The organism is Streptomyces sp. NPDC037301, from assembly GCF_055602785.1.
Genome location: NZ_JBVJWD010000001.1, coordinates 648,449 through 671,833, shown reverse-complemented (window position 1 = coordinate 671,833; position 23,385 = coordinate 648,449). Strand labels below are relative to the sequence as shown.

Genomic DNA, 23,385 nt, shown 5'->3' with positions numbered 1-23,385 from the left:
CGTGCGTCACGGTTCGGGGCGCCCCTGTGTACACCGGCGCGCACGTTCGCCGTTCGCCTGCCCGGACCACGGCGTCATGGGGCAGGCTTTACGGGATCACCGAGTGCGGTAGGCGTCGATGACGGTCTGGGTGAGGGTGTTCCCCTCGGTGTCGGTCAGTGCGGCGCGCAAAGAGACGCCGGTGCCCGCGCGCGGGTTGTGGATCTCGACGGCGCCCCGCTCGACCGGGACCCGGGTCCACGAAGTGCCACCGTCCACGGATACCGAGACCGCCACCGAACGTGCGCGTCCGTTGGCGGCGGCGCCCAGCACGGTGACCGGGACACGGAGCGTCTCGTTCGCCGGCGCGGTGCCGGTCGGGCTGAGCTCGGGCGAGAACCGCACGGCGCTCACCGGCACCGGGACCGGCCCCCTCGTCGTGTCCGAGGTGAAGGTCCACGACGTGGTCACCCGCGTGGCGACGCCGGGCGCGCCGGCGCGCTTCACCGTGCTGGTGAGCCGGTACGCCGCGCGCCCCGGCTCCACGGTGAACCCGGCCTTTCCGGGGGTACCGGTCTTCGTCCCGACGCGCACGCCGTTGCGGTGCAGGGTGGTCGACGCCGTGTCGTACGACGGTGAGGACGGCACGTGGCCGTCGCCGTCGGCGAGCATCGGGACATCGACGGCGAGCCGGTCGCCGTCGCGCACGACGCCGGGGCGGTCGGTGAGGTCGGGGCCGAAGACGGCGTTGTCGAAGGTGTGGGTGGTCGTACTTCCGGCGCGTACGGCGATGCCGTTGGCGCTGTAGCGGTTCGATGCCGCGCCGGGCGCGGTGGGGGCCCAGTAAGTGATGTCCCAGGTGCCACGTTCAGGCGTCACGAAGTAGGTGGCGGTCGCGGGGGTCGGCAGGGCCTGGGTGACGCCGAGGGTCGGTCCGGCAGTGGGCTGCAGGTCGACGGTCGCCCGCCCCTCGGTGCCCGGCCGCGCCGCGCCGCGGATCTGCACAGTGGCCAGGTCCTTGGCGGCGGGGTGCCGGACGAGCCCGGTCAGGGCGCGGCTGCCGGTGAAGGTGTGGCCGAGCGCGTAGCCGGCGGTCTCGGTGCTCCAGTAGGAGTCGAACCACTGCTCCACCGATCCGGGTTCGCTGTCGGGGCCCAGGTGCGCGACGCGGAGGTTCGGTGTGCCGTTGACGAGGTTGGCGGTCCGGACCGCGCCGTCGTGCTTGACCTGGACGAACATCACGCTGTGCTGGAAACCTGCGGAGGGGTCGGGCGGAGTCACGTCGACAGGGGCGGTGGTCCGCGCGTCGACGGTGATGGTGGTGTCGTGGTCGAGGTCGAGGCGCGGCTGGACGACCCAGTCCGTGCCGTTTGCCGCCGTGCCGGTGGTCAGGGCGCTGTCCAGGAGGTACCGGCCCTTGGGCAGACGCACGGTGGTCGTACCGGAGGCGTCGTACGGCTGGACGGCCTCGTCGGCACCCGGCCCGGAGACTCCGGTGACGTGGGTGGTGTAGTCCGCCGTTTTGTGGCCGGTGCGGTCGAGGTGATTGATCGTGAGGGTGTACGTCGCCGGCTCCGCGGCAAAGGCGGCGGTGTTCCACGCGGGCGTCGTGCTGCCGACCAGGGCGACGGCGAGAGCGAGTGTCCGGAGCGCGCTCCGGCGGGACACGGAAGAACTGTTCATGACTTGCACTGCGCTGCCGGGCGTCGGCGTTCCCGTGAGCTGAGTCACACGGCATGCGGGGCGTGACCCCGGGGCGGGCATGTGTGTGGCGCACGTCACCGGAACCGGCACAACGCGCGCGGCAGAGCAGAGTGTGGAATCACTCATGAGGAATCGCTTCCGCCGCGGAGACCGCGACGCCCTGGGGGAGCTGTACGACGAGCACGCCCAAGCGGTGTACCGCTATGCCTTGCGGGTGACGGGCAACTGGGCGGAGGCCGAGGACGTCGTCTCGTCGACCTTCCTGGAAGCGTGGCGCAGCCGCGAGAGGCTGAACCCCGACGGGGACGGTCTGCGCCCGTGGCTCCTGGGCATCGCCACCAACATCATGCGCCGCAACGCACGCACACGCCGAAGCCGCGAGACCGCGCTCGCCCGCGTCCCGGAACGCGGCTCGATCCCGGACTTCGCCGACGACCTCGTCACACACCTCGCGGACACCGAGCAACTGCGTGCCGCACACGTCGCACTCGCCCGCCTGCGGCGCCGGGACCGGGAGGTCTTCACCCTCGTGGTGTGGGCCGGCCTGGACTACGCGGCAGCGGCCGAGGCGCTCGGCGTGGCGGTCGGCACCGTCCGGTCGCGCCTGTCCCGCGCCCGTACCCGACTGCGCGAGCTCACCGAGGCCGAAACCCGCGCCGCACGCGCGCGGGACACGCGGGCCGAAACCCGCGCCGCACGCGCGCGGGACACGCGGGCCGAAACCCGCGCCGCACGCGCGCGGGACACGCGGGCCGGAACCCAACGGCCACTCGCGGCGGGAAACAGAGCCCCCGCCGCGACCACCGCCACCACCACCCCCGACAAGCCACTGCCGGGCCGCACCCCCGTGGCCCCATTGCTGACCCAGGAGAACCACGGATGAACTTCACCTCGCGGCGCCGTACGCACCACCGGTCCGAGGAGGCCGAAGGTCCCGGCCTCACCGCGCTGCTGCCCCCGCCGTCGGTCCCCGGCCTGGACCCCGACCGTGAACTGCTGCTGAAGGAAGCGCTGCTGCGCGAGGCCGCCGTCGCCGAACCGCGTGGCGGCCTCACCCCTCGGGCCTCGCGTCCGCGCCGACGTCTGGTCCGGGTCATGGTGCCCGCTGTCGCCTGCGCCCTGGCGGTCGGCGGCATCGTGGTGGTGAACCTCGCGGACGCGCCGGGGCGCGGCGGCACCACCGCGGCCCCGGGCGGCCGCACCCCCGGCACGTCCGAAGCGGCACAGCTCCTCGACCGCATCGCGCTCGCCGCCGCCGGGCAGAAGCAACCGACGGTCCGCGCCGACCAGTTCGTGTACATCGAGAGCAAGGTCGCCTTCGCCGGGCAGAGCGCCGGGGGCGGCGAGGTGACCATGCCTCCCGCGCACACGCGGCAGGTGTGGCTGTCCGCCGACGGCAGCCGCCCCGGCCTGCTGCGCGAGGAGGGCGAGCCCGACTCCTCGCTCGGCGGCGACGCACCGGTCTACGACCTCGACGGCCGAGGGGCGACACCCCGGCCCCGCACCGCACACAAGAAGGCCGCGTCGATCAGCGACCCGACGCACGAGTACGTCGCGTCGCTGCCCACGGACCCGGACGCCCTGCTGAAGCTGATCCGGGACGAGACCCACGGGCAGGGCCAGGACCCGGACCAGCGGGCATTCACCGCGATCGGCGACCTGCTGGCCGAGGCCTGGGCACCCCCGCAGGTCGGCGCCGCGCTCTACCAGGCCGCCGCGAAGATCCCCGGAGTCACGGTGATCGATGCGGCCACCGACGCCGCAGGACGCGAGGGTGTCGCCGTCGCCCGTACGGCACACGGGCAGCAGACGCAGTGGGTCTTCGAGCGGACCACGTACGCGTTCCTCGGCGAGCGCACGGTCCTCACCGAATCCGGCGACGCCGGCCCGGCCGGAACCGTTGTCGGCACCTCCGCGGTCCTCACCAGGGCCGCGGTCGACCGTCCCGGTGAGACTCCCGCTCCGACGACGGCGTAACACGGCAGCCCCGCACACTCGCGCGGCCCGAACAGCCCCGTCCCCGGTACGCCTTTGCTGTGGGTCGGGGACGGGACGTTCAGGCGGGGAAGTTGTCGTTCTTGACCGCTTCGACGAAGGCTGACCAGCCGGCTGCCGGGAAGACGAGGGCGGGGCCGTGCGGGGCCTTGGAGTCGCGGACGGGGACGCCGGAGGGGTGACCGTCCAACACCTCGACGCAGCTGCCGGATTCGCTTCCGCTGTGCGACGACTTGCGCCAGCCGCTGAGCGTCGATGCGTCCAGGACGGTGCGGTCAGTCATGGTGTGCGTATTCCTTCACTGTCGCCCTTAGCAGGGCTTGTGACTCCTTCAGCGGCAGGGCGTCGCTCAAAGCGAGATCGTAGCGGCTCTGCAACTGCCTCACCACGGACGGAGAGTCATGCACCTTCCCCATGCGTAGGGCCTCGCTGTACGCCACGGGTGGTTGGTCCTCGAGCCACATCAGGGTGAGCATGCTCTCCATGAGCGGGTGAAAGCCCAGCTCGAAGGGCAGCACGTGCACACGGATCCGCTCGGTCTCGGCCAGCCGGACGATGTGCATGAGCTGCTCCGCCATGACGTCCGGCCCGCCTACGGGGCGATGCAGCACCGCCTCGTCAAGCAACGCCCAAACTACGGGCGTCACCGGATCATTCAGGATCTTGGCTCGTTCCAGGCGTGTGACGACGTGCTTGTCACGCTCTTCGTCGCTCTTGGGCGGGAACGCCGGGCCGAGCACCGCGCGAGCGTACCTCTCCGTCTGAAGGATGCCGGGCACGAAGTTCAGAGCGAACTCCCTGATCATCGTGGCCTGCTGTTCGAGCTGGCGCGCGGGCTCGAAGAAGTCGGCGATCGTGCCGTCATTCTTGCCCGGCAGGAAACTGCTCAGTACGTTCCCTGTGTTGAGGGCTTTGTCCAGGCGCCGGGCGTCCTCCTCGGACGGGATGCGGCGCCCCGCCTCGATGTGTGAGATGTGCGAGCGCGTCATGATCGCCGCGTCGGCCAGCTCCTGCTGTGTCAGTCCGGCCGCTTCCCGCTGTGCCTTCAACCAATCGCCATAGGTATTACTCATGGTCAACTCCCGTGCGCCGAAGGGCCTGTCACCTGGAACCCCCTGGCGAGCCTAGTCCGCACCGTCTCACTCTGTGAGTGGATCGCTACACAGCGGTGGCTCGCCCGGACGTCGGCCGCCGCCGTCGCACGGTCCGGAGAACGGCCATCTACCTCAACGGAGTTGACGACGTGCTGCGCTGTATCGCCGATGCTTTTGAGTCACTGCTGCGGTTCTTGTGGCCCGCCCAGGGGTGCCACCGGCCCATGGACTCGTATCGCGCCGCGCCTCCCGCAGGCGTACGCCCCACGCCGGGCATCGGCATCGCGCCTCGCCCGATCCATGGTGTCGAGGTGGCCGGGTGATCGCCCCGAACGCCCCAGGCTCCGATTCGGTCCGTCTGCTTCCGTGGTCCGGCGTGGACGGCAACCCGTGTTACGTCATCGGTGACGGGACCGGATACGTCTCCCGCGTCGCCGACAACGTCGAGAGCGTGCAGCTCGGCATGGCCGCCGAACTCCTCGACCACGTCGACGACATGCTCGGCGATTCCGAGGTCACGTCGGTGCAGCTCCGCTATGTCGTGGCCCGCATGAGCGAGGCGCTGCGCGATGTGTGCCGCGTCGCCGAGAGCCGGGGCCTTCGTCTCCGGTCCTCAGGCCAGGGTCCCGGCGCCCCGGACGCCGGCCCGTGCCCTTCGGAGTCCTGAACCACCCTGAACCCACCATGTCCGGCCCGGTGATGCCCCTCGCGTCCTGGGCCGGAGGCGGCTGCGAAGCCCATGGAAGATCCGTGGTGACGAAATCGGCGAGCAGGCCCGGTCGCACATGACGGTCTCACCGGGGGAGTCGACCGTGAGCACCGATCCGCGCCGGTGACGCGGTGCGTGGACCGCGCCGCGCCGCCGCCCACGCCGTGATCTTCCACTGGAACCGGGGACGGCTGTCGTACGCCCGGCAAGCCTGCTCGCCGAGGCCCTGGTCGACGATGGGGCGGTGGACTGACATGCGGAGACGCAGCAGGAGCGTGACGCACAGCAGTCCGGTGCCATCAACGGTGATGTCCGCCGTGGGCGTCAGGTCGGAGCTCACCGGTCCGGGTGACGCGCCACGGGTTCGTCCCGCAGGGCGTCGGCCAGGGCTTGGCGCAGCTGGTCGGCCGTCGGCACGCCGGCCAGGCCGTCCGGGGTCCGGTACATGCGGCAGGTCAGTCCCGGGGCCCGGCCGGGCTCGGCGAAGGGGTCGCGTCCGTCGATCAGGATCGTCGGCGAGCCGGTGAAATGCGCGGCCTCCGCCTCCGCCTCGGCCTGGCTGGTGATGGTGCGGGTCCGGAACGTCACATCGCGCAGGCCCAGCCTGTCGAGCTCCTGATGGAGACGGTCGGCGGCGGTCCGGGTGTTCGGGCAGTCGGGCACGACCAGTAGTTCGATGTTCATGGCGTCGTTGTGCATGTTGTGCTCCTGTATGGCTCAGGCGCGGCGGCGGCAGGGGCGGTCTCCGAGGCGGCGGCCGGTGTCGTGGTGTCGGTACGCCAGGAGTGTCGACGGCTCACCGCTGCCGCAGCGCGAACCACAGTTCCGTCCGTACGTCCATGTCGTCCAGGTCCGCGTCCAGCAGCGTCGCGCAGCGGGCGATGCGTTGGCGGACCGTGTTGCGGTGGACCTGGAGGGCTGTCGCCGTGCGGTCCCAACTGCCGTGCAGGCTCAGCCAGCAGCGCAGGGTCTCGGTCAGGGGCTCGGCGAGCGGGGCGAGGAGGGCGCGGGCGTGGGCCTCCGCCTGGTCGGGAGGGATCAGGGCGGCCAGGCCGGTTCCGGCGTCGGTGTGGTGGTGGGCCAGCGGGGTGCGGGTGGCCACGGCGCGGCCCAGGGCGCGCGACGCCTGGCCGTCGGCGAGATCGAGTGCCGTGATGGGCGCGGGGGAGGAGGCGCCGAGCGTCCAGCCGGGCTGCGGGGTGATCCGGTCGTCGCCGGGGATCAGCACCCTGACGGCGTCGCCGCCCCGGCCCGCGTCGACCAGGGCCGAGCCCAGAGCGGCGCCCAGTGCCCCGGCGGTCAGCGGGTCGACCGGGCCGTCGCCGCTGCGGCGCGCGTGCACCACCGTCCACTGCTCGGCGCCACCGAGCAGCGGGGCGACGTCCTGCGGGTCCGTGCCCAGCAGCATTCGTACGAGCGCGGCCGACCGGCCCGCCGCATCGGCGCCCTGATGTGGGGCGGCCAGCAGGGAGAGCAGGACGACCGCTACCCCGGCGATCGTGTGGTCGCCCGCCTCGCGCCGCTCCGTCGCCAGCGCCAGGACGAGGCCCTGGCCGCCGCCCAGTGCGTACGCGGACAGGTGCGCGTCCCGCAATGTGTCGGTGGCGGACGACGGGGCGGGGCGCGTCATGGCGGAGACCACCCGGGTGAGCCGGGCCAGCGCCGCCCCGATGTCGGGGGCCGGGCGGCGGCCCGCCGCGTGCAGCTCCTCGCCGTCCGCGGAGAGCAGCACCGCCCGGCCCTCCAGCTGGGCCGCCAGCTGGTGCAGCACCGCGGGGATCGGGTCGGGCCGGGCCGCCGCCGTGGCCAGGGCCTGCTGGGCCCGGGTCACCCGGCGCAGCTCGCGGTGCCGGGCCTCGGCCATCAGCCGCCACACCGCCCGGGCGATCGCCGTGAACGGGGTCTCGGGCGGCACCTCCACCAGCGGCAGGCCATGCCGGTCGCACGCCTCGATCAGTGCCTGCGGCACCGTGTCGAACACCGGCGCCACCCCGAAACCGAGCGCCGCCGCCCCCGCCTCCACCAGCCGGGCCACATAGGCGTCCGGGTCCTTGAGCAGCACCCCGGCGCTCAGCAGCAGCTCACCGCCGAGCAGATACGGGTACGGGTCGGCCATCTCCGAGGTGTGCACCCACAGCAGATCCGCCTCGGCCGGACCCGCGATCCGGCGCAGCCCGAGCTCCTCGCGGGCGAGCAGCTCGGTGAGCGGGATCGGGGGAGTGGGGGGAGAGGGGGGAGCGGGCGGGGTGAGCCCGGCCGGGGCTTCAGGCATGGACGATCCATCCATCGGTGACTGCAATTATGGATGAAACGTACACTTCAGCGTTGCTTGTGGGCCACTTACCGTCTTCACCACGTACGACGTGCGCACATGACTGAAACGGAGGAAGCCCATGGCTGTCGACTACGCGGTGATCATCGTCTATCTGGCCGGCATGCTCGCCATGGGCTGGTGGGGCATGCGCCGCGCCAAGTCCAAGAGCGAATTCCTGGTGGCGGGTCGCCGCCTCGGCCCCTGGATGTACTCCGGCACGATGGCCGCCATCGTCCTCGGCGGCGCCTCCACCATCGGCGGCGTCGGCCTCGGGTACCAGTACGGACTCTCCGGCGCCTGGATGGTCTTCACCATCGGTCTCGGACTGCTCGCCCTGTCCGTCTTCTTCTCGGCGCGCATCGCCCGGCTCAAGGTCTACACCGTCTCCGAGATGCTCGACCTGCGCTACGGCGGCCGGGCCGGGCTCATCTCCGGTGTCGTCATGTGGGCGTACACGCTGATGCTCGCGGTCACCTCGACCATCGCGTACGCCACCATCTTCGACGTCCTGTTCGACATGAACCGGACCGTCGCGATCATCCTCGGCGGCGCCATCGTCGTCGCGTACTCGACGCTCGGCGGCATGTGGTCGATCACGCTCACCGACATGGTGCAGTTCGTCGTCAAGACCATCGGTGTGCTGCTGCTCCTGCTCCCCATCGCGGTGATCAAGGCGGGTGGCTTCAGCGAGATGAAGGCCAAGCTGCCCACCGAGTACTTCGACCCGCTGGGCATCGGCGGCGAGACGATCTTCACGTACGTGCTGATCTACACCTTCGGCATGCTGATCGGCCAGGACATCTGGCAGCGGGTGTTCACCGCGAAGAGCGACCGGACGGCGCGCTGGGGCGGCACGGTCGCCGGTACGTACTGTCTCGTGTACGCGATCGCCGGCGCCGTCATCGGCACCGCCGCCAAGGTCCTGTACCCGAAGCTGCCCAGCGCGGACGCCGCGTTCGCCACCATCGTCAAGGACGAACTGCCCGTCGGTGTACGAGGGCTGGTCCTGGCCGCCGCACTGGCCGCGGTGATGTCCACGTCCTCCGGTGCGCTGATCGCCTGCGCCACCGTGGCCAACAACGACATCTGGTCCCGACTGCGGGGCGTGGTGTCGCGGGGCGGCGGCGAGGAGCACGACGAGGTGAAGGGCAACCGGGCCTTCATCCTCATCATGGGTGTCGCCGTCATCGCCATCGCCATCGCGCTCAACAACGTGGTCGAGGCCCTGACCGTCGCGTACAACCTGCTCGTCGGCGGGCTGCTGGTGCCGATCCTGGGCGGTCTGCTCTGGCGCCGGGGAACGGCGGCCGGTGCGCTGGCCTCGGTGGCCGTCGGTGGCCTCGCGGTGATCGGCCTGATGGCGTCGTACGGAATCCTCGCCAACGAACCGGTCTACTACGGCCTGCTGTCCTCGCTCGTGGTGTACGTGATCGTCTCGCTGGCCACCAAGCCGACCGACGCGGCCGTGCTGGCCGCCTGGCGCGAGCGGCTGGCAGGGCGGGGCGGCGAGACCACGGAGACCGCCCCGGAGCCGGTCACCACGTAAGGCATTGTCCGCACGCGCCGGACAGGCTTGATTTCGAATATCGTACGAACGCCCACAAAGCATGCAGCACCCCGCGTCACCACGCGTCACCACGCATCGCAACAAGAAAGGCACCCCATGAGCAGCAACGAATCGCCGCGCGGTCCGATCGACTCCTCCCGCGTCCCGCGGTACGCCGGACCCGCGACGTTCGCCCGGCTGCCCCGCCTCGACGAGGTCCCCGCCGCCGATGTCGCCGTCGTCGGTGTGCCCTTCGACACGGGGGTCTCCTACCGCCCCGGTGCCCGCTTCGGCGGCAACGCGATCCGTGAGGCGTCGCGCCTGCTGCGCCCGTACAACCCCGCGCAGGACGCCTCGCCGTTCGCGCTCGCACAGGTCGCCGACGCCGGTGACATCGCCGCGAACCCGTTCAACATCAACGAGGCCGTCGAGACGATCGAGGCCGCCGCCGACGACCTCCTGGCCACCGGTGCCCGCCTGATGACGCTCGGCGGCGACCACACCATCGCGCTGCCGCTGCTGCGTTCCGTCGCGAAGAAGCACGGCCCGGTCGCCCTGCTGCACTTCGACGCACACCTCGACACCTGGGACACCTACTTCGGCGCCGAGTACACCCACGGAACCCCGTTCCGCCGGGCCGTCGAGGAGGGCATCCTCGACACCTCCGCCCTCTCCCACGTCGGCACCCGCGGCCCGCTCTACGGCAAGCAGGACCTGGACGACGACGCGAAGATGGGCTTCGGCATCGTGACCTCCGCCGACGTCATGCGCCGCGGTGTCGACGAGGTCGCCGACCAGCTGCGCCAGCGCATCGGCGACCGGCCGCTCTACATCTCCATCGACATCGACGTCCTGGACCCGGCGCACGCCCCCGGCACCGGCACCCCCGAGGCCGGCGGTCTGACCTCCCGCGAACTCCTGGAGATCGTCCGCGGGCTGTCCTCCTGCAACCTGGTCTCCGCCGACCTGGTCGAGGTCGCCCCCGCGTACGACCACGCCGAGATCACCTCCGTCGCCGCCTCCCACACGGCGTACGAACTGACGACGATCATGTCCCGCCAGATCGCAGAGGCCCGTACGAAGTGAGCCACGACCACCACGACGAGCGGCCGCAGCTCACCCCCGAGCAGATCGCGGCCGCCCTGAACCCCCCTGGCGGACGCAACGGCGGCGACCTCGTCGTCGAGACCCTCCAGGGCCTCGGCGCGACCACGGTCTTCGGCCTGCCCGGCCAGCACGCGCTGGGCATGTTCGACGCGCTGCGCCGCTCGGCCCTGACGTATATCGGCCTGCGCGTCGAGAACAACGCCGGCTTCGCCGCCGACGCGTACGGCCGGATCACCGGCGAAGTGGCGCCTCTGCTGCTCTCCACCGGGCCGGGTGCCCTCACCTCCCTCGCCGCGCTCCAGGAGGCGGCGGCGGCCTCCGCTCCCGTGCTGGCCATCTCCAGCCAGATCCCGACCGCGGGTCTGGGCGGCGGACGCCATGGCTACCTGCACGAACTGAGGGACCAGAAGGCGTCGTTCCGCGACATCGTGAAGTCGGTCCACACCGTCCGTACGGCCTCCCAGATCCCGTCGGCGATCGCCGACGCCTGGGAGTCCGCGCTGAGCGCCCCGCACGGCCCGGTCTGGATCGAGATCCCGCAGGACGTACTCCTCGCCGAGACCGCCCTGCCCGTCGTCACGGCGATGGACGCCACCCCGCGCGAACTGCACGCCCGTCCCGAACTGACCGCCGCGGCAGCCGACCTGCTGTCGAAGGCCGAGCGTCCGGCGATCATCGCGGGCGGCGGAGTCGTACGGTCCGACGCGTCCGGCAAGCTGCTCGCGCTCGCGGAGAAGCTCGACGCCCCGGTCGTCACCACCTTCGGCGGCAAGGGCGCCTTCCCGTGGGAGCACCCGCTCTCGCTCCAGTCCTGGCTGGAGGACCGCCACACGACGGACTTCCTGGAGTCCGCCGACGTGCTGCTGGTCGTCGGCTCCGGACTCGGTGAACTCTCCTCGAACTACCACACGTTCGCCCCGCGCGGTCGCGTCATCCAGATCGAGGCCGACGCCGGCAAGCTGGAGTCCAACCACCCCGCACTCGGCATCCACGCCGACGCCCGCGAGGCCCTGTCCGACCTCCTCGACGCGGTCGACCGCCGCGAGGACCCGTCGGCGTCGGACCGGGTCCGTACGGTGCTCGAAGCGGTACGGGACAGGATCGCCGGCCAGGAACTCACCCTGGAGCAGCAGCTCATCGCCTCGGTCCGCCAGGCGCTGCCCGACACGTCCCCGAGCTTCTGGGACATGACGATCCTCGCCTACTGGGCGTGGTCCGCCTTCGACGCCCGCCACCCGAACACGATGCACTCGGCCCAGGGTGCGGGCGGTCTCGGCTACGGCTTCCCGGCCGCGCTCGGCGCGGCGGCGGCCGACCGTACGAAGCCGGTCCTGGCTGTCTCCGGCGACGGCGGTGCGATGTACTCGATCGCGGAACTGGCCACGGCCCGCCAGTACGACCTCCCGGTCACCTGGCTGATCGTCGACGACGGCGGCTACGGCATCCTGCGCGAATACATGACGGGCGCCTTCGGCGAGGCCACGGCAACGGAACTCTCCCGCCCCGACTTCGTCGCCCTCGCCGAGTCCTTCGGCGTCCCGGCGGTGCGTACGACCCCCGAGACGCTCGCCGACGACCTGGCGAAGTCCCTCGCGGAGCCGGGCCCTTCGGTGGTCGTGCTCCCGGCCCTGCTGAGGATGTTCGAGCCGACGCATCTGTGACCGGGCCGGCCCGCACGAGTCACGTCATCAGGCGGCCGAGCGTGGGCGCGTACTCGGCCATCTGCTGATGGAAGCCCCTGGTGAACTCCCCCTTCTCTCCTTCCCCGAGAGAAGTGGGGAGTTTGCCGTTGACCGGTATGAAGTCCGCTATGGCACGGAACAGTTCGCCGGCTGCCTTTCCGTGGTCCGACCCTCGCCGCCGGGCCTTGATCAAGTACTGGGCTGCCTCGCTCAGCGGAGGTTTGAGGTTGTCCTCCGGTCGCTTCAGCACTTTGTCACGGGACTCCTGCCTGTCCAGCTTCCGGTCGCCGGTGCCGACGGAACACAGGACGTGCAGGGTCGCGTACAGCTGACCGCAGCGGTATGCGGTGCTCGGCTGGGCATCGGGCATGACTTCGTGCTCCTCCTCATGGGGGCGACCGACGACTGCGATCACTGACTACCCCGGGCCCGGGCGCCGCGAACTTCCCGCAGGGCCCGCGGGGCCTCCGAGCGTCAAGTCCTGGCCAATTGCACCGTGTTTCGTACAACTTTCCGGTCGGCCGGGAGTCATTCGTGTCGGGTGTGCCGGGGGCACGCCCGTACAGATGACTCAGGGGACGGGAAAGCCTCATGACTGGATCCCACATAACCCGCCGTGCGCGGGGCGCGCTGTCCGTCGCGCTCGTCGCAGGCGTGCTCGCACCCGTGGCGTTCGGCGCCTCACCCGCCGCCGCCGCGACGCCGACGGTGAGCTGCACATCCGGCAAGGCGGGGCTGGCCGCCAAGCTGTCGAAGGACATCACCGCCGCACTCAAGGGGCGGAAGTCGACGACGGCCGTGGCGCTCTACGACCGGACCACCAAGACGACGTGCTCCTTGCGGGCGACGACGAAGTACGACTCCGCCAGCGTCGTGAAGGCGACCGTGCTGGCGACGCTGCTCTGGGACAACAAGAAGCGCAACCGCTATCTCACCCAGCGCGAGATCAACCTCACCACCGCCATGATCACCAAGTCCGACAACAACGCGACCAGCAGCCTGTGGAAGCAGCTCGGGGTGACCAAGGTCAAGGCGTTCCTGAAGGCCGCCGGGATGACGCACACCGTGCCCGGCTCCGGTGGTTACTGGGGGCTGACCCAGATCACGGCCCAGGACGAGCAGCGGCTGCTGACCTTGCTGACCACCAAGAACTCCGTGCTGAGCGACAGCTCGCGGGCGTACGAACTGGGCCTGATGCGCAAGGTCGTCTCCTCCCAGCGCTGGGGCACGCCCGCCGGTGCGCCGTCCGGCGTGACCGTCCAGGTCAAGAACGGCTGGCTGCCGCGTGCCACCCACGGCTGGCGGGTGCACAGCATCGGCGCCTTCACGGGCAAGGGGCACGACTACGCGATCACCGTGCTCACCCAGGACAACAAGACGATGAACGACGGCATCAACACCATTCAGGCCGTCGCCCGCGCCGTGCACAAGGACCTCAACCCGGCCGCCGGCGCGTTGACGACGGTCGCCCCGCCCGCCGCCCCGCAGGAAGCGGTGCCCGCGGTACCGGAGGCACCGGCGGTACGGATGCTCACCGCGACGCCGCAGTCGTAGCCGACGGGGTCGAAGCTGTCCTCGATCACCGGACGGGCATGCCCGTTCGGCGGTCGAGGACGCAGCGGGCTGCGGCGACCGACCGGCCTCGGCCCCCGGGCGTTGGTCAGCCGCCGACCGCCTGGGCACCGGCATCTGCCTCCGCCCCGGAACCCGCACGGGCGGTGAACGCCACTCGCATCGTGTCGCCGTCGAGCTCCATGCTGAACGTCGAGTCCATGGCCCGCGCCAGGCGGGCCAGCAGCGGCACCGTGGGCATCGTGCCGCCGAGCTCCAGCTTGGAGACCTGCGGCTGCGTCATTCTGGCGCGCCGTGCCAGTTCGGTCTGCGCGATGCCGAGTTCGGTACGGCGATCGTAGACCGCCTGACCGAGGTCCCAGGCCAGATCGAGCTCCTGGCGCCGCCTCACGCGCTCGGCACTCTCGGCGCTGTCGTCCCCCTCCGAAATGCTTTCTGCGACCTTCCGGTCCCGGGCGACCTTCCACTCTGCGTGACTGACCACGTTGCTCTTCCTTTCTGGACGTCGCGGCTGAACACGTCATGTGCCGGCTTGTGCTCCGCTTCGCAGACGGCCTTCGCCCGTCTGGCACGGACGACCTCGGCATTCTCGCGCTGCCGCGTCTTGCGGAAGACGGTCAGCAACACGACGCGGCGATCGGGCGCGAGCCAGTACGAGATCCGTACGGCTTCGCGGCTGCGCCCCGGATCGAACTCCAGCTCCCGCACGCCGTCACCCAGGTGCCGTGAGTGCGGCTCGCTCAGCGTGGTCGCGCTCCGTGCCAGCCGGCCGACGGCGTGCTCCGCGCGTTCATGGTCGGCTGCGGACAGATTCGTCAGCCACAGTCGGACCTCCGGCTCGATCGCGATGACGAAAAGGTCACCCATATGAAGCAACGTATATATGGGCCAATGCATATCTCTTCGAAGCGGTAGTGAAGTCAGCAGGACGAGTGGGTGGGGCCTCGCCAGGTTGACGCAGCCGGTCGTAGGCCGGTCGTCGGACGGGCCTACGCCGCAAGCCCCGTCTTTGTAACGGCGGGATGAAATCCGCTGCCCACCGCGTTGGTGCCTTGCGGTAGGCCAGGTCGAACGGGAGGCACCGGTGACGGACGCAGGGGACACAGAGGGCGCGGCGCAGGCCCCGGGCTGGGCTCGGCGGCTGAGTGGCTACGCATGGCGCTACCGGCGCAATGTGCTGCTGGCGCTCGGCTCGTCGCTGGCCGGCATGGCGGTGATGGCCCTCGTTCCGCTGATCACCAAGGTGATCATCGACGACGTCGTCGGCGACCACACGCGTTCCCTGGCCGTCTGGACCGGACTCCTCGTGGTCGCCGCCGTGCTGGTGTACATATCCACGTACATCCGCCGCTACTACGGCGGCCGGCTCGCCCTCGACGTACAGCACGATCTGCGTACCGAGATGTACGGGACGATCACCCGCCTGGACGGGAAGCGTCAGGACGAGCTGTCCACCGGACAGGTCGTCGGGCGCGCCACCAGCGACCTGCAGCTGATCCAGGGGCTCCTGTTCATGCTCCCGATGACCATCGGGAACGTGCTGCTCTTCATCATCTCCCTGGTGATCATGGCGTGGCTCTCGCCGCTGCTCACCCTGGTCGCGATCGCCGTCGCCCCCGCCCTCTGGTTCATCGCCCGCCGCTCCCGCTCCCGTCTCTTCCCCGCCACCTGGTACGCCCAGGGGCAGGCTGCCGCCGTCGCCGGAGTCGTCGACGGGGCCGTCTCCGGGGTCCGGGTCGTCAAGGGGTTCGGGCAGGAGGAGCAGGAGACCGGCAAGCTGCGCGAGGTCGGGCGCAGGCTCTTCGCCGGACGGCTGCGGACGATCCGGCTGAACTCCCGCTACACCCCCGCCCTCCAGGCCGTCCCCGCGCTCGGTCAGGTCGCGATGCTGGCCCTCGGCGGCTGGCTCGCCACCCGGGGCGAGATCACCCTCGGCACGTTCGTCGCGTTCTCCACCTACCTCGCCCAGCTCGTCGGCCCGGTCCGGATGCTCGCCATGGTCCTCACCGTCGGACAGCAGGCCCGGGCGGGTGTCGAGCGCGTACTGGAACTGATCGACACCGAGCCGACCATGAAGGACGGCACCAAGGAACTTCCGGCCGACGCCCCCGCGAGCGTCGAGTTCGACGACGTACGGTTCGGCTATGACGAGGAGCGCCCCGTCCTCGACGGCTTCTCGCTGACCATCGAGCCCGGTGAGACCGTCGCCGTCGTCGGCGCGTCCGGCAGCGGGAAGTCCACCGTCTCGCTGCTGCTGCCCCGCTTCTACGACGTGACGCACGGCGCCGTCCTGGTCGGCGGCCACGACGTCCGCGAGCTGACCCAGCAGTCCCTGCGCGCCGCCATCGGTCTCGTACCGGAGGACAGCTTCCTGTTCTCCGACACCGTCCGCGCCAACATCGCCTACGGATTCCCGGACGCCACCCAGGAACAGATCGAGGAAGCGGCCCGCGCCGCCCAGGCCGACCGGTTCATCGCGGAGCTGCCCGAGGGTTACGACACCAAGGTCGGCGAGCACGGACTCACCCTCTCCGGAGGCCAGCGCCAGCGCGTCGCGCTCGCCCGCGCCATCCTCACCGACCCCCGGCTGCTCCTCCTCGACGACGCCACCTCCGCCGTCGACGCCCGCGTCGAGCACGAGATCCACGAGGCGCTGCGGCAGGTGATGGCAGGGCGGACGACCCTCCTGATCGCCCACCGCCGCTCCACCCTCGGCCTCGCCGACCGGATCGCCGTCCTGGAGCACGGCAGGCTCGCCGACATCGGTACGCACGAGGAGCTGGAGCGCCGTTCCGCGCTCTACCGGCGGCTGCTCACCGACCCGGACGAGCTGGGCGGCACCTCACCCGGACACCACCCGCTGACCACCGCCGCCGACACGACCCCGGAGGACGACCGCGCGCTCCAGGAAGAACTGGACGCCGAGTTCGACGCCGAGCGCGGCATCAGCCCCCACCTGTGGATCCGCAAGGAGGAACCGGGCGACACCGGTGCGGCCGGCATGCCCGCGACGCCCGAGCTGCTCGCCCAGGTCGAGGCCCTGCCGCCCGCCACCGACACGCCCGACATCGACGAGGCGCGGGCCGTCCGCGCCGAGGAGTCGTACGGGCTGCGCAGGCTGCTGCGCGGCTTCGGGCTGCCGCTCCTGGTGAGCCTGGCGCTGGTGGCGGTGGACGCGGGCGCCGGACTCCTGCTGCCCGTACTGATCCGGCACGGCATCGACCAGGGTGTCTCGCAGCTCGCGCTCGGTGCCGTCTGGGCGGCGTCCGCGCTGGCCCTGGTGGTCGTGCTCGTGCAGTGGGCTGCCCAGATCGGCGAGACCCGGATGACGGGCCGCACCGGCGAGCGGGTGCTGTACTCACTGCGGCTGAAGATCTTCGCGCAGCTCCAGCGGCTCGGCCTGGACTACTACGAACGCGAGCTGACCGGCCGCATCATGACCCGGATGACGACGGACGTGGACGCGCTGTCGACGTTCCTGCAGACCGGTCTGGTCACGGCCTTCGTCTCCGTCGTCACCTTCTTCGGCATCATGGTCGCGCTGCTGGTACTCGACGCACAGCTGGCCCTCGTCGTCTTCGCGACGCTGCCGGTGCTGGTCATCGGTACGTTCTTCTTCCGCCGCAAGAGCGTCAAGGCGTACGAGCTGGCCCGGGAACGCATCAGCGTCGTCAACGCCGACCTCCAGGAGTCCGTCTCCGGGCTGCGGATCGTGCAGGCGTTCCGCCGCGAGCGCGACGGGGCGGACCGGTTCGCGGGGCGCAGCGACCACTACCGCGAGGCCAGGGTCCGTGGGCAGTGGCTGATATCGGTCTACTTCCCGTTCGTGCAGCTCTTGTCGTCGGTGGCCGCGGCGGCCGTACTGATCGTGGGCGCGGGCCGGGTCGACAACGGCACGCTCACCACCGGTGCGCTGGTCGCGTACCTCCTCTACATCGACCTGTTCTTCGCCCCGGTGCAGCAGCTCTCCCAGGTGTTCGACGGTTACCAGCAGGCCACCGTCTCCCTCGGCCGTATCCAGGAACTCCTGCGGGAGCCGACCTCCACCGACGCTCCGGACGAACCGCTGGACGTGCTGTCGCTGCGCGGCGAGATCGCCTTCGAGGACGTGTCCTTCGCATACGGCTCCGGCGACGACGCCGAGGAAGCGCTCATCGGTGTCGACCTGCGGATCCCGGCCGGTCAGACGGTCGCGTTCGTCGGCGAGACCGGCGCCGGGAAGTCCACTCTCGTCAAGCTCGTCGCCCGGTTCTACGACCCGACGGGCGGCCGGGTCACGGCGGACGGCACCGATCTGCGCCGCCTCGACCTCACCGCGTACCGGCACCGGCTCGGAGTCGTACCACAGGAGGCCTACCTCTTCGCCGGGACGGTCCGCGACGCCATCGCGTACGGGCGGCCCGAGGCCACCGACGCCGAGGTGGAGGCGGCGGCCCGGTCGGTCGGCGCCCACGACATGATCGCCACCCTGGACGGCGGCTATCTGCATGAGGTCGCCGAGCGGGGCCGTAACCTCTCGGCCGGCCAGCGCCAGCTGATCGCACTCGCCCGCGCCGAACTCGTCGACCCGGACGTCCTGCTGCTCGACGAGGCGACCGCCTCCCTCGACCTGGCCAGCGAAGCCCTGGTCAACCAGGCGACCGACCGGCTCACCGGCCGCCGCACCACCCTCGTCGTCGCCCACCGGCTGACGACCGCCGCCCGCGCCGACCGGGTCGTGGTGATGGACCACGGACAGGTGGTCGAGGACGGTACGCACGACGAACTCCTCGCCCGGGAAGGGCACTACGCCGTGCTGTGGCGCACCTTCATAGGGGAGGACGAGCCCGCGGGGGTGTGAGAGCCGGGCCCGTCCACCGGTTCAATTGCCGATGCCGGAGATCTTGCCGGTCTGCAGGTCCGACCGCACGGTCAGATACGAGTACGTGGGGTGCTTGCCGTTGCTCCACGTGAGCCGCACCTTCGACCAGGTGTGGCCCGCGCCGCTGTCGCCGGAGCTGACCCGGAAGGCGAGCGGGGTGTTCTGGGCGCGGAGCACACCGTCCGCGTGGTTGCGCTTCTCCCACGTCTTCAGTTGGGTGCGCAGGTGGGGCGTCAGATAGAACGTCCTCAGGGCGGTGGCGAGCTTGCCGCCGCCTTCCGCCGTGACGGCATCGACGTAGGCGGCGTAGAAGTGGGCAACCTGCTGGAAAGCCGGGGTGCCGGCGTCGCTGCGCACCGGCGCCGCGGCCACCGGGGCCTGCGGGGCAGCTGCGGCGGCCGGGACCGCGGCGACGACGGTGAGGAGAGCGGTGGCGAGCAGCGTCCGGCCGATGGTGCGCCGGCCGCGGGGGCCCTGTGAGTTGCGGAGTTGGAGCATGGCAGTTCCTGCCTTTCATGTGGCTCTGCCCTGTTGGAGCCATGCTGTGGCGATTTGGTTGCTCCGGAGGCGGAGCGCGCCGGGTGCAACCTCCGGATGGCCTCCTGCGTCGTACGCATGTACGCGTATATGCCGAGCAAGGGCGTAAGTGTTCGATCGGACGATGGGGCTGCTGGTGACCAGAGGGACCGGAGAGGCAGGAAAGGCCGGAGCGGTCGGCAGGGGCGGAAGCGGCCGGGGGTGCCGGATGCTTGTGCGCCTGTTCGTCCTGCCGCTGGTGGCCGCCGTCGGTCTGGTGCTCAGCGACAGTGCGGCGAACAGCGCGGACGCCGCAACGGCCTGCGCCGGGCGCCCCGCGAAGACGGTCGAGTTCAAGACCGGCGAGCTGCGCGTCTACAAGAGCCGCTCCTACGCCTGCGCGGTCGCGATCGCGAAGAATCCGGGCCCGCGCCGCAAGATGTCCGTGCACATCCAGGCGCGCGGCGGCAGCCCCGTCGTCGACAGCGGCAGATACACCCGACAGGCCGGCCCGGTGACGGTCCACGCGCTGAACCGGTGCGTCCGGGCCTCGGCCACGATCTCGGGAAGGTCCGGCTCCACGGGCTGGATTCTCTGCTGACGGCGGCGGCTCGTCGCCGCTCCGTGCGAACAGGGTCTGGCGGTACAGGTGTTGCCCCGCTAGGTTCACGACGTCTGTTGTGAATCAAGGGGAGGGTGCATGCGCAAGGCGCTCAGAGGGTTCCTGTCGCTCGCGGTGCTCATCGGCACAGTGAGTGCGACGGGTGCCTCGGCCGGGGCGGCCACCGCCGCGGAACCGACCGCGTTCCGGAGCACGGTCGGCAGTGACAGCGGCACGAGTACGGACATCAAGGACCGCATCCTGGCCATCCCGGGAATGAGTCTCATCGAGGAGAAGCCGTACGACGGCTACCGCTACTTCGTCCTCAACTACACCCAGCCGATCGATCACCGGCACCCGTCCAAGGGCACCTTCCAGCAGCGCATCACCCTGCTGCACAAGGACACGTCCCGCCCGACGGTCTTCTACACCAGCGGCTACAACGTCTCCACGAACCCCAGCCGCTCCGAGCCGACCCGGATCATCGACGGCAACCAGGTCTCCCTGGAGTACCGGTTCTTCACCCCGTCCCGCCCGGCGCCCGCCGACTGGTCCAAGCTCGACATCTGGCAGGCCGCCAGCGACCAGCACCGCGTCTTCACCGCGCTGAAGCAGATCTACACCAAGAACTGGCTGACCACCGGCGGATCCAAGGGCGGCATGACCGCCACGTACTTCGAGCGTTTCTACCCCAAGGACATGGACGGCGTCGTCGCGTACGTCGCGCCCAACGACGTGGTCGACAAGGAGGACTCGGCGTACGACCGGTTCTTCGAGAACGTTGGTACCAAGGAGTGCCGCGACAAGCTGAACGGGGTGCAGCGCGAGGCGCTGATCCGCCGCGAGCCGCTGGAGAAGAAGTACGAGGAGTACGCCGCCGAGAAGGGCTACACCTTCAACACCGTCGGCTCGCTCGACAAGGCGTACGAGGCCGTCGTCATGGACTACGTCTGGGCGTACTGGCAGTACAGCCTGCTGTCCGACTGCGACACCATCCCGGCCGACGCCAAGAACGCCCCCGATCAGGCGATCTGGGACTCGATCGACTCGATCTCCGGCTTCTCCGCCTACGCCGACCAGGGCCTGGAGAAGTACACCCCGTACTACTACCAGGCGGGCACCCAGCTCGGTTCGCCGGACATCAAGCAGCCGTGGCTCGGCGAGCTGAGCCGGTACGGATACCAGCCGCCGCGCACCTATGTGCCGCGCTCCATCCCGATGAAGTTCCAGCCGTCGGCCATGCGCGACGTCGACACCTGGGTGAAGCACCATGCCAACCACATGCTGTACGTGTACGGGCAGAACGACCCGTGGGGTGCGGAGCGCTTCCGGCTCGGGGCGGGCGCCCGTGACAGCTATGTCATGACCGTGGCCGGCGGCAACCACGGCTCCAACGTGGCCGGGCTCGCCGACGACGAAAAGGCGAAGGCCACCGCGGCCATCCTGCGCTGGGCGGGTGTCGCCCCGGCCGCCGTGCAGGACGACCCGGCGAAGGCGAAGCCGCTCGCGAAGTTCGACGAACGGCTCGACAAGCGGGACGTGAAGAGCGAGCGCGGGCTGCGGCCGTAAGCGGTCCTCGCGAAGGGGCCTCGTGAAGCGGTCCTCGTGCCAAGGAAGGGGCTGTGCGTGTGCACAGCCCCTTCCCGGTTCCCGCGGGTCTAGTAGGTCAGTCCGTAACCGACCGGGTGCAGCACCTGCGCCGGATCGTCCGCGCGCTGCACCGGCACCGGCAGGGTGCCCTCCGGGCCGGCGCGGCCCGCGATCACCCGGGCGGCGGCCCGCAGTTCGACATCGGTCCAGGAGTACGTGGCCAGGTTCGCCGCGAACCCGGTCCCGGACAGCTGGGCGATGTCGTACGGATTGCGGATCGCGACCGTGATCACCGGGATGCCGGTTGCCGCGAGGGCGCTCACCAGGGTGCGCTGCGAGCTGGTCGCCGAGACGTTGTACGTCCCCACGATCACCGCGTCCTTGCCCTGTGCGGCCGCCACCGCCTCGTCGATCTTCGCCTTGGTGGGGGCGGTGCCGGTGGACAGCGCGGTTGCCGCGTACCCCAGCTCCACGAAGGCGGTGGCCAGGGCGGTGGTCGGCGGCCCGGTGGTGCCGGACGGAGAGGCCGGATCGGCGCCGACCACGAGGAGGTTCTTGTGGGAGCGGCGGGAGAGCGGCAGCACCGCGCCGTCGTTGGCGAGCAGTGTGGTCGTGCGCTCGGCGATCCGGTCGGCGGCGGCGAGATGGGCCCGCGTCCCGACGGTGCGGTCCACTCCCCTGTGGCTGACGAACGGGTCGTCGAACAGCCCGAGCTTCGTCTTCAGCCGCAGGATCCGCAGGATCGATTCCTCGATCCTGGCCTCGCTGATCTCACCGCTCTTCACGGCCTCCAGGACAGCGTTCCAGGAGACGTCGAGGTTCGGCGGGTTGAGCAGCTGGTCGACGCCCGCCTGAAGCGCGAGGACCGGCACGCGCGCGTCGCCGTACTTGGTCCGTACGCCTTCCATGCCGAGCGAGTCGGTGACCACGACGCCGTCGTAGCCGAGCTCCTCGCGCAGGATGCCGGTGAGGATCGGGCGGGACAGCGTCGCCGGGTCCTGTGCGGGGTCCAGTGCCGGGACCACGATGTGCGCGGTCATGATCGAGTCGATGCCCGCGGCGATCGCGGCCCGGAACGGCGGTTCGTCCAGCTCCGCCCACTGCTCCCGGGTGTGGCGGATGACGGGCAGACCGGTGTGGCTGTCGGTGTTGGTGTCGCCGTGGCCGGGGAAGTGCTTGGCGGTCGAGGCGATGCCGCTGCTCTGGTACCCCTTCACCTGGGCGGCGACCATCCCGGCCACGGACTGCGGGTCGGAGCCGAAGGAGCGTACGCCGATCACCGGGTTGGCCGGGTTGACGTTGACGTCGGCGTCCGGGGCGTAGTTCTGGTTGATGCCGATCGCGGCCAGTTCGGCGCCCGCGATCTGCCCGGCCCGGCGGGCGTCGGAGCGCGAACCGCCGGCGCCCAGCGCCATCGCGCCCGGCATCAGGGTGGCGGGCTCGCCGACGCGGCAGACGATGCCGTGCTCCTGGTCGGTGGAGACGAGGAGCGGCAGGGGGGTGGGGCCGGCGAGGCCGGCGCACTGGATGCCGTTGGAGAGGTCGGCGATCTGGTGCGGGTCGCGGGTGTTGTGCGCCCAGGCGAAGTAGATGATCCCGCCGACGTGGTACTTGGCGATCATCTCGGCGGCGGTACGGACCCCGATCTCCGCCATGTTGGCGTCGATGTCGGCCTGGTCGGGCTCGGTGGCGGAGTGCCCGTACACCCGCATCACGAAGAGCTGTCCGACCTTCTCCTCCAGGGTCATCCGGGAGATGAGCCGCTTGAGGCGCTCGGTGGTGGCGGCTGAGGTGTGGTGCCCGCCGCTGTGCCCGCTGCCCGCGGACCTCTGGGCGGCGACGGCGCCGGGGGCGACGACCCCGCCCGTGACGGCGGCTGCGGCGGTCGCGGCGGTGGCGGTGAGGAGGGTGCGTCTGGAGGTGCGGTGGTGCACGTGAGCTCCTTCGGCCGTACTCGGGGACGAGGGGGTGGTGAAAGAAACTTCCAAGGAGCACGGATATCCAGAAAATAACTTCCGGTCAAGGGTCCGGACCGTTTTGAGCCCGTCCGGTGATCGGGGAGGTGGGGGCGAATCCGGGCAGGTCCGGTGATCGGGGCGCGGGGCCGGGACGCCT

At 70.7% G+C, this 23,385-nt stretch carries 21 protein-coding genes and 1 pseudogene; 11 read left to right on the top strand and 11 right to left on the bottom strand.

The window, feature by feature from the left end; all coding sequences use genetic code 11:
• Positions 1–96 precede the first annotated feature (96 nt).
• Entirely contained in the window at positions 97–1,662 is a 1,566-nt protein-coding gene (locus tag ACZ7IB_RS03145; protein ID WP_470908687.1) for a serine protease, read from the bottom strand.
• A 145-nt stretch (positions 1,663–1,807) separates the two neighbouring features.
• Between ACZ7IB_RS03145 and ACZ7IB_RS03140 the strand changes: the two genes are divergently transcribed.
• Both ACZ7IB_RS03140 and ACZ7IB_RS03135 read left to right on the top strand, forming a co-directional pair.
• On the top strand, positions 1,808–2,566 hold the full coding sequence (locus ACZ7IB_RS03140; RefSeq protein ID WP_470908685.1) for an RNA polymerase sigma factor: 759 nt from the start codon (positions 1,808–1,810) through the stop codon (positions 2,564–2,566).
• Positions 2,563–3,660 (top strand): CU044_5270 family protein, encoded by a 1,098-nt coding sequence (locus ACZ7IB_RS03135; protein WP_470908684.1) that lies wholly within the window; start codon positions 2,563–2,565, stop codon positions 3,658–3,660. The genes ACZ7IB_RS03140 and ACZ7IB_RS03135 overlap by 4 nt, the downstream gene beginning before the upstream one ends.
• Before the next feature lie 79 nt (positions 3,661–3,739).
• Here the strand turns inward: ACZ7IB_RS03135 and ACZ7IB_RS03130 are convergent, their stop codons facing one another.
• The gene (locus ACZ7IB_RS03130; protein WP_470908682.1) at positions 3,740–3,961 is read right to left on the bottom strand and encodes a DUF397 domain-containing protein; all 222 of its coding nucleotides are present in this window, start codon (positions 3,959–3,961) and stop codon (positions 3,740–3,742) included.
• A complete protein-coding gene (locus ACZ7IB_RS03125) occupies positions 3,954–4,751 on the bottom strand; it encodes a helix-turn-helix domain-containing protein (protein ID WP_470908765.1) in 798 nt (265 codons plus the stop codon). Before ACZ7IB_RS03125 ends, ACZ7IB_RS03130 begins: the two co-directional genes overlap by 8 nt.
• A gap of 77 nt (positions 4,752–4,828) precedes the next feature.
• On the opposite strand from ACZ7IB_RS03125, the gene ACZ7IB_RS03120 reads away from it, so the two are divergent.
• Both ACZ7IB_RS03120 and ACZ7IB_RS03115 read left to right on the top strand, forming a co-directional pair.
• Complete coding sequence (locus tag ACZ7IB_RS03120) at positions 4,829–5,095, top strand: hypothetical protein (protein ID WP_470908681.1); 267 nt, start codon at positions 4,829–4,831, stop codon at positions 5,093–5,095.
• Entirely contained in the window at positions 5,092–5,439 is a 348-nt protein-coding gene (locus ACZ7IB_RS03115) for a hypothetical protein (RefSeq protein ID WP_470908680.1), read from the top strand. Before ACZ7IB_RS03120 ends, ACZ7IB_RS03115 begins: the two co-directional genes overlap by 4 nt.
• 127 nt (positions 5,440–5,566) lie before the next feature.
• On the opposite strand, the gene ACZ7IB_RS03110 is transcribed toward ACZ7IB_RS03115, so the two are convergent.
• The 3 genes from ACZ7IB_RS03110 to ACZ7IB_RS03100 all read right to left on the bottom strand — a co-directional run bounded on the left by ACZ7IB_RS03110 (position 5,567) and on the right by ACZ7IB_RS03100 (position 7,753).
• Positions 5,567–5,821, bottom strand: a complete 255-nt coding sequence (locus ACZ7IB_RS03110) for a hypothetical protein (protein WP_470908678.1) — start codon at positions 5,819–5,821, stop codon at positions 5,567–5,569.
• Positions 5,818–6,180, bottom strand: a complete 363-nt coding sequence (locus ACZ7IB_RS03105) for a hypothetical protein (protein ID WP_470908676.1) — start codon at positions 6,178–6,180, stop codon at positions 5,818–5,820. The genes ACZ7IB_RS03110 and ACZ7IB_RS03105 overlap by 4 nt, the downstream gene beginning before the upstream one ends.
• Before the next feature lie 97 nt (positions 6,181–6,277).
• Positions 6,278–7,753, bottom strand: a complete 1,476-nt coding sequence (locus ACZ7IB_RS03100; protein ID WP_470908675.1) for a PucR family transcriptional regulator ligand-binding domain-containing protein — start codon at positions 7,751–7,753, stop codon at positions 6,278–6,280.
• A gap of 121 nt (positions 7,754–7,874) precedes the next feature.
• Here ACZ7IB_RS03100 and ACZ7IB_RS03095 point away from each other — a divergent pair, with 121 nt between their 5' ends.
• The 3 genes from ACZ7IB_RS03095 to ACZ7IB_RS03085 all read left to right on the top strand — a co-directional run bounded on the left by ACZ7IB_RS03095 (position 7,875) and on the right by ACZ7IB_RS03085 (position 12,109).
• Complete coding sequence (locus ACZ7IB_RS03095) at positions 7,875–9,341, top strand: sodium:solute symporter family protein (RefSeq protein ID WP_470908673.1); 1,467 nt, start codon at positions 7,875–7,877, stop codon at positions 9,339–9,341.
• Between the two features lie 117 nt (positions 9,342–9,458).
• Positions 9,459–10,427, top strand: a complete 969-nt coding sequence (speB, locus tag ACZ7IB_RS03090) for an agmatinase (RefSeq protein WP_322109140.1) — start codon at positions 9,459–9,461, stop codon at positions 10,425–10,427.
• Positions 10,424–12,109 carry a thiamine pyrophosphate-binding protein gene (locus tag ACZ7IB_RS03085; RefSeq protein WP_470908671.1) on the top strand — a complete coding sequence of 562 codons (1,686 nt, stop codon included), beginning with the start codon at positions 10,424–10,426 and terminating at the stop codon, positions 12,107–12,109. Before speB ends, ACZ7IB_RS03085 begins: the two co-directional genes overlap by 4 nt.
• Before the next feature lie 19 nt (positions 12,110–12,128).
• Here the strand turns inward: ACZ7IB_RS03085 and ACZ7IB_RS03080 are convergent, their stop codons facing one another.
• Positions 12,129–12,500 carry a hypothetical protein gene (locus tag ACZ7IB_RS03080; protein ID WP_470908669.1) on the bottom strand — a complete coding sequence of 124 codons (372 nt, stop codon included), beginning with the start codon at positions 12,498–12,500 and terminating at the stop codon, positions 12,129–12,131.
• A 221-nt stretch (positions 12,501–12,721) separates the two neighbouring features.
• Here ACZ7IB_RS03080 and ACZ7IB_RS03075 point away from each other — a divergent pair, with 221 nt between their 5' ends.
• Entirely contained in the window at positions 12,722–13,684 is a 963-nt protein-coding gene (locus tag ACZ7IB_RS03075) for a serine hydrolase (protein ID WP_470908667.1), read from the top strand.
• Positions 13,685–13,790: 106 nt separating this feature from the next.
• On the opposite strand, the gene ACZ7IB_RS03070 is transcribed toward ACZ7IB_RS03075, so the two are convergent.
• Together ACZ7IB_RS03070 and ACZ7IB_RS03065 are read right to left on the bottom strand one after the other, a co-directional pair.
• Positions 13,791–14,186, bottom strand: coding sequence for a helix-turn-helix domain-containing protein (locus ACZ7IB_RS03070; protein WP_470908666.1), 396 nt, complete (start codon positions 14,184–14,186; stop codon positions 13,791–13,793).
• 17 nt (positions 14,187–14,203) lie between these two features.
• A pseudogene (locus tag ACZ7IB_RS03065) lies at positions 14,204–14,569 on the bottom strand (type II toxin-antitoxin system RelE/ParE family toxin); the annotation flags it as partial.
• A 217-nt stretch (positions 14,570–14,786) separates the two neighbouring features.
• Here ACZ7IB_RS03065 and ACZ7IB_RS03060 point away from each other — a divergent pair.
• Positions 14,787–18,542 (top strand): ABC transporter ATP-binding protein, encoded by a 3,756-nt coding sequence (locus tag ACZ7IB_RS03060; RefSeq protein WP_470908664.1) that lies wholly within the window; start codon positions 14,787–14,789, stop codon positions 18,540–18,542.
• A 21-nt stretch (positions 18,543–18,563) separates the two neighbouring features.
• On the opposite strand, the gene ACZ7IB_RS03055 is transcribed toward ACZ7IB_RS03060, so the two are convergent.
• The gene (locus ACZ7IB_RS03055; protein ID WP_470908663.1) at positions 18,564–19,061 is read right to left on the bottom strand and encodes a hypothetical protein; all 498 of its coding nucleotides are present in this window, start codon (positions 19,059–19,061) and stop codon (positions 18,564–18,566) included.
• A gap of 247 nt (positions 19,062–19,308) precedes the next feature.
• Here ACZ7IB_RS03055 and ACZ7IB_RS03050 point away from each other — a divergent pair, with 247 nt between their 5' ends.
• Positions 19,309–19,680 carry a hypothetical protein gene (locus ACZ7IB_RS03050; protein WP_470908661.1) on the top strand — a complete coding sequence of 124 codons (372 nt, stop codon included), beginning with the start codon at positions 19,309–19,311 and terminating at the stop codon, positions 19,678–19,680.
• 99 nt (positions 19,681–19,779) lie between these two features.
• Positions 19,780–21,249, top strand: coding sequence for a S28 family serine protease (locus tag ACZ7IB_RS03045; protein WP_470908659.1), 1,470 nt, complete (start codon positions 19,780–19,782; stop codon positions 21,247–21,249).
• Between the two features lie 89 nt (positions 21,250–21,338).
• Here the strand turns inward: ACZ7IB_RS03045 and ACZ7IB_RS03040 are convergent, their stop codons facing one another.
• Complete coding sequence (locus tag ACZ7IB_RS03040) at positions 21,339–23,204, bottom strand: glycoside hydrolase family 3 protein (protein WP_470908658.1); 1,866 nt, start codon at positions 23,202–23,204, stop codon at positions 21,339–21,341.
• Between the last annotated feature and the right edge of the window lie 181 nt (positions 23,205–23,385).

What these genes read in the sequence shown, in the direction of transcription:
- ACZ7IB_RS03145 (WP_470908687.1), bottom strand. Translation starts at nt 1,662, where the DNA reads ATGAACAGTTCTTCCGTGTCCCGCCGGAGCGCGCTCCGGACACTCGCT.
- ACZ7IB_RS03140 (WP_470908685.1), top strand. Translation starts at nt 1,808, where the DNA reads ATGAGGAATCGCTTCCGCCGCGGAGACCGCGACGCCCTGGGGGAGCTG.
- ACZ7IB_RS03135 (WP_470908684.1), top strand. Translation starts at nt 2,563, where the DNA reads ATGAACTTCACCTCGCGGCGCCGTACGCACCACCGGTCCGAGGAGGCC.
- ACZ7IB_RS03130 (WP_470908682.1), bottom strand. Translation starts at nt 3,961, where the DNA reads ATGACTGACCGCACCGTCCTGGACGCATCGACGCTCAGCGGCTGGCGC.
- ACZ7IB_RS03125 (WP_470908765.1), bottom strand. Translation starts at nt 4,751, where the DNA reads ATGAGTAATACCTATGGCGATTGGTTGAAGGCACAGCGGGAAGCGGCC.
- ACZ7IB_RS03105 (WP_470908676.1), bottom strand. Translation starts at nt 6,180, where the DNA reads ATGCACAACGACGCCATGAACATCGAACTACTGGTCGTGCCCGACTGC.
- ACZ7IB_RS03100 (WP_470908675.1), bottom strand. Translation starts at nt 7,753, where the DNA reads ATGCCTGAAGCCCCGGCCGGGCTCACCCCGCCCGCTCCCCCCTCTCCC.
- ACZ7IB_RS03095 (WP_470908673.1), top strand. Translation starts at nt 7,875, where the DNA reads ATGGCTGTCGACTACGCGGTGATCATCGTCTATCTGGCCGGCATGCTC.
- speB (WP_322109140.1), top strand. Translation starts at nt 9,459, where the DNA reads ATGAGCAGCAACGAATCGCCGCGCGGTCCGATCGACTCCTCCCGCGTC.
- ACZ7IB_RS03080 (WP_470908669.1), bottom strand. Translation starts at nt 12,500, where the DNA reads ATGCCCGATGCCCAGCCGAGCACCGCATACCGCTGCGGTCAGCTGTAC.
- ACZ7IB_RS03075 (WP_470908667.1), top strand. Translation starts at nt 12,722, where the DNA reads ATGACTGGATCCCACATAACCCGCCGTGCGCGGGGCGCGCTGTCCGTC.
- ACZ7IB_RS03055 (WP_470908663.1), bottom strand. Translation starts at nt 19,061, where the DNA reads ATGCTCCAACTCCGCAACTCACAGGGCCCCCGCGGCCGGCGCACCATC.
- ACZ7IB_RS03050 (WP_470908661.1), top strand. Translation starts at nt 19,309, where the DNA reads ATGCTTGTGCGCCTGTTCGTCCTGCCGCTGGTGGCCGCCGTCGGTCTG.
- ACZ7IB_RS03045 (WP_470908659.1), top strand. Translation starts at nt 19,780, where the DNA reads ATGCGCAAGGCGCTCAGAGGGTTCCTGTCGCTCGCGGTGCTCATCGGC.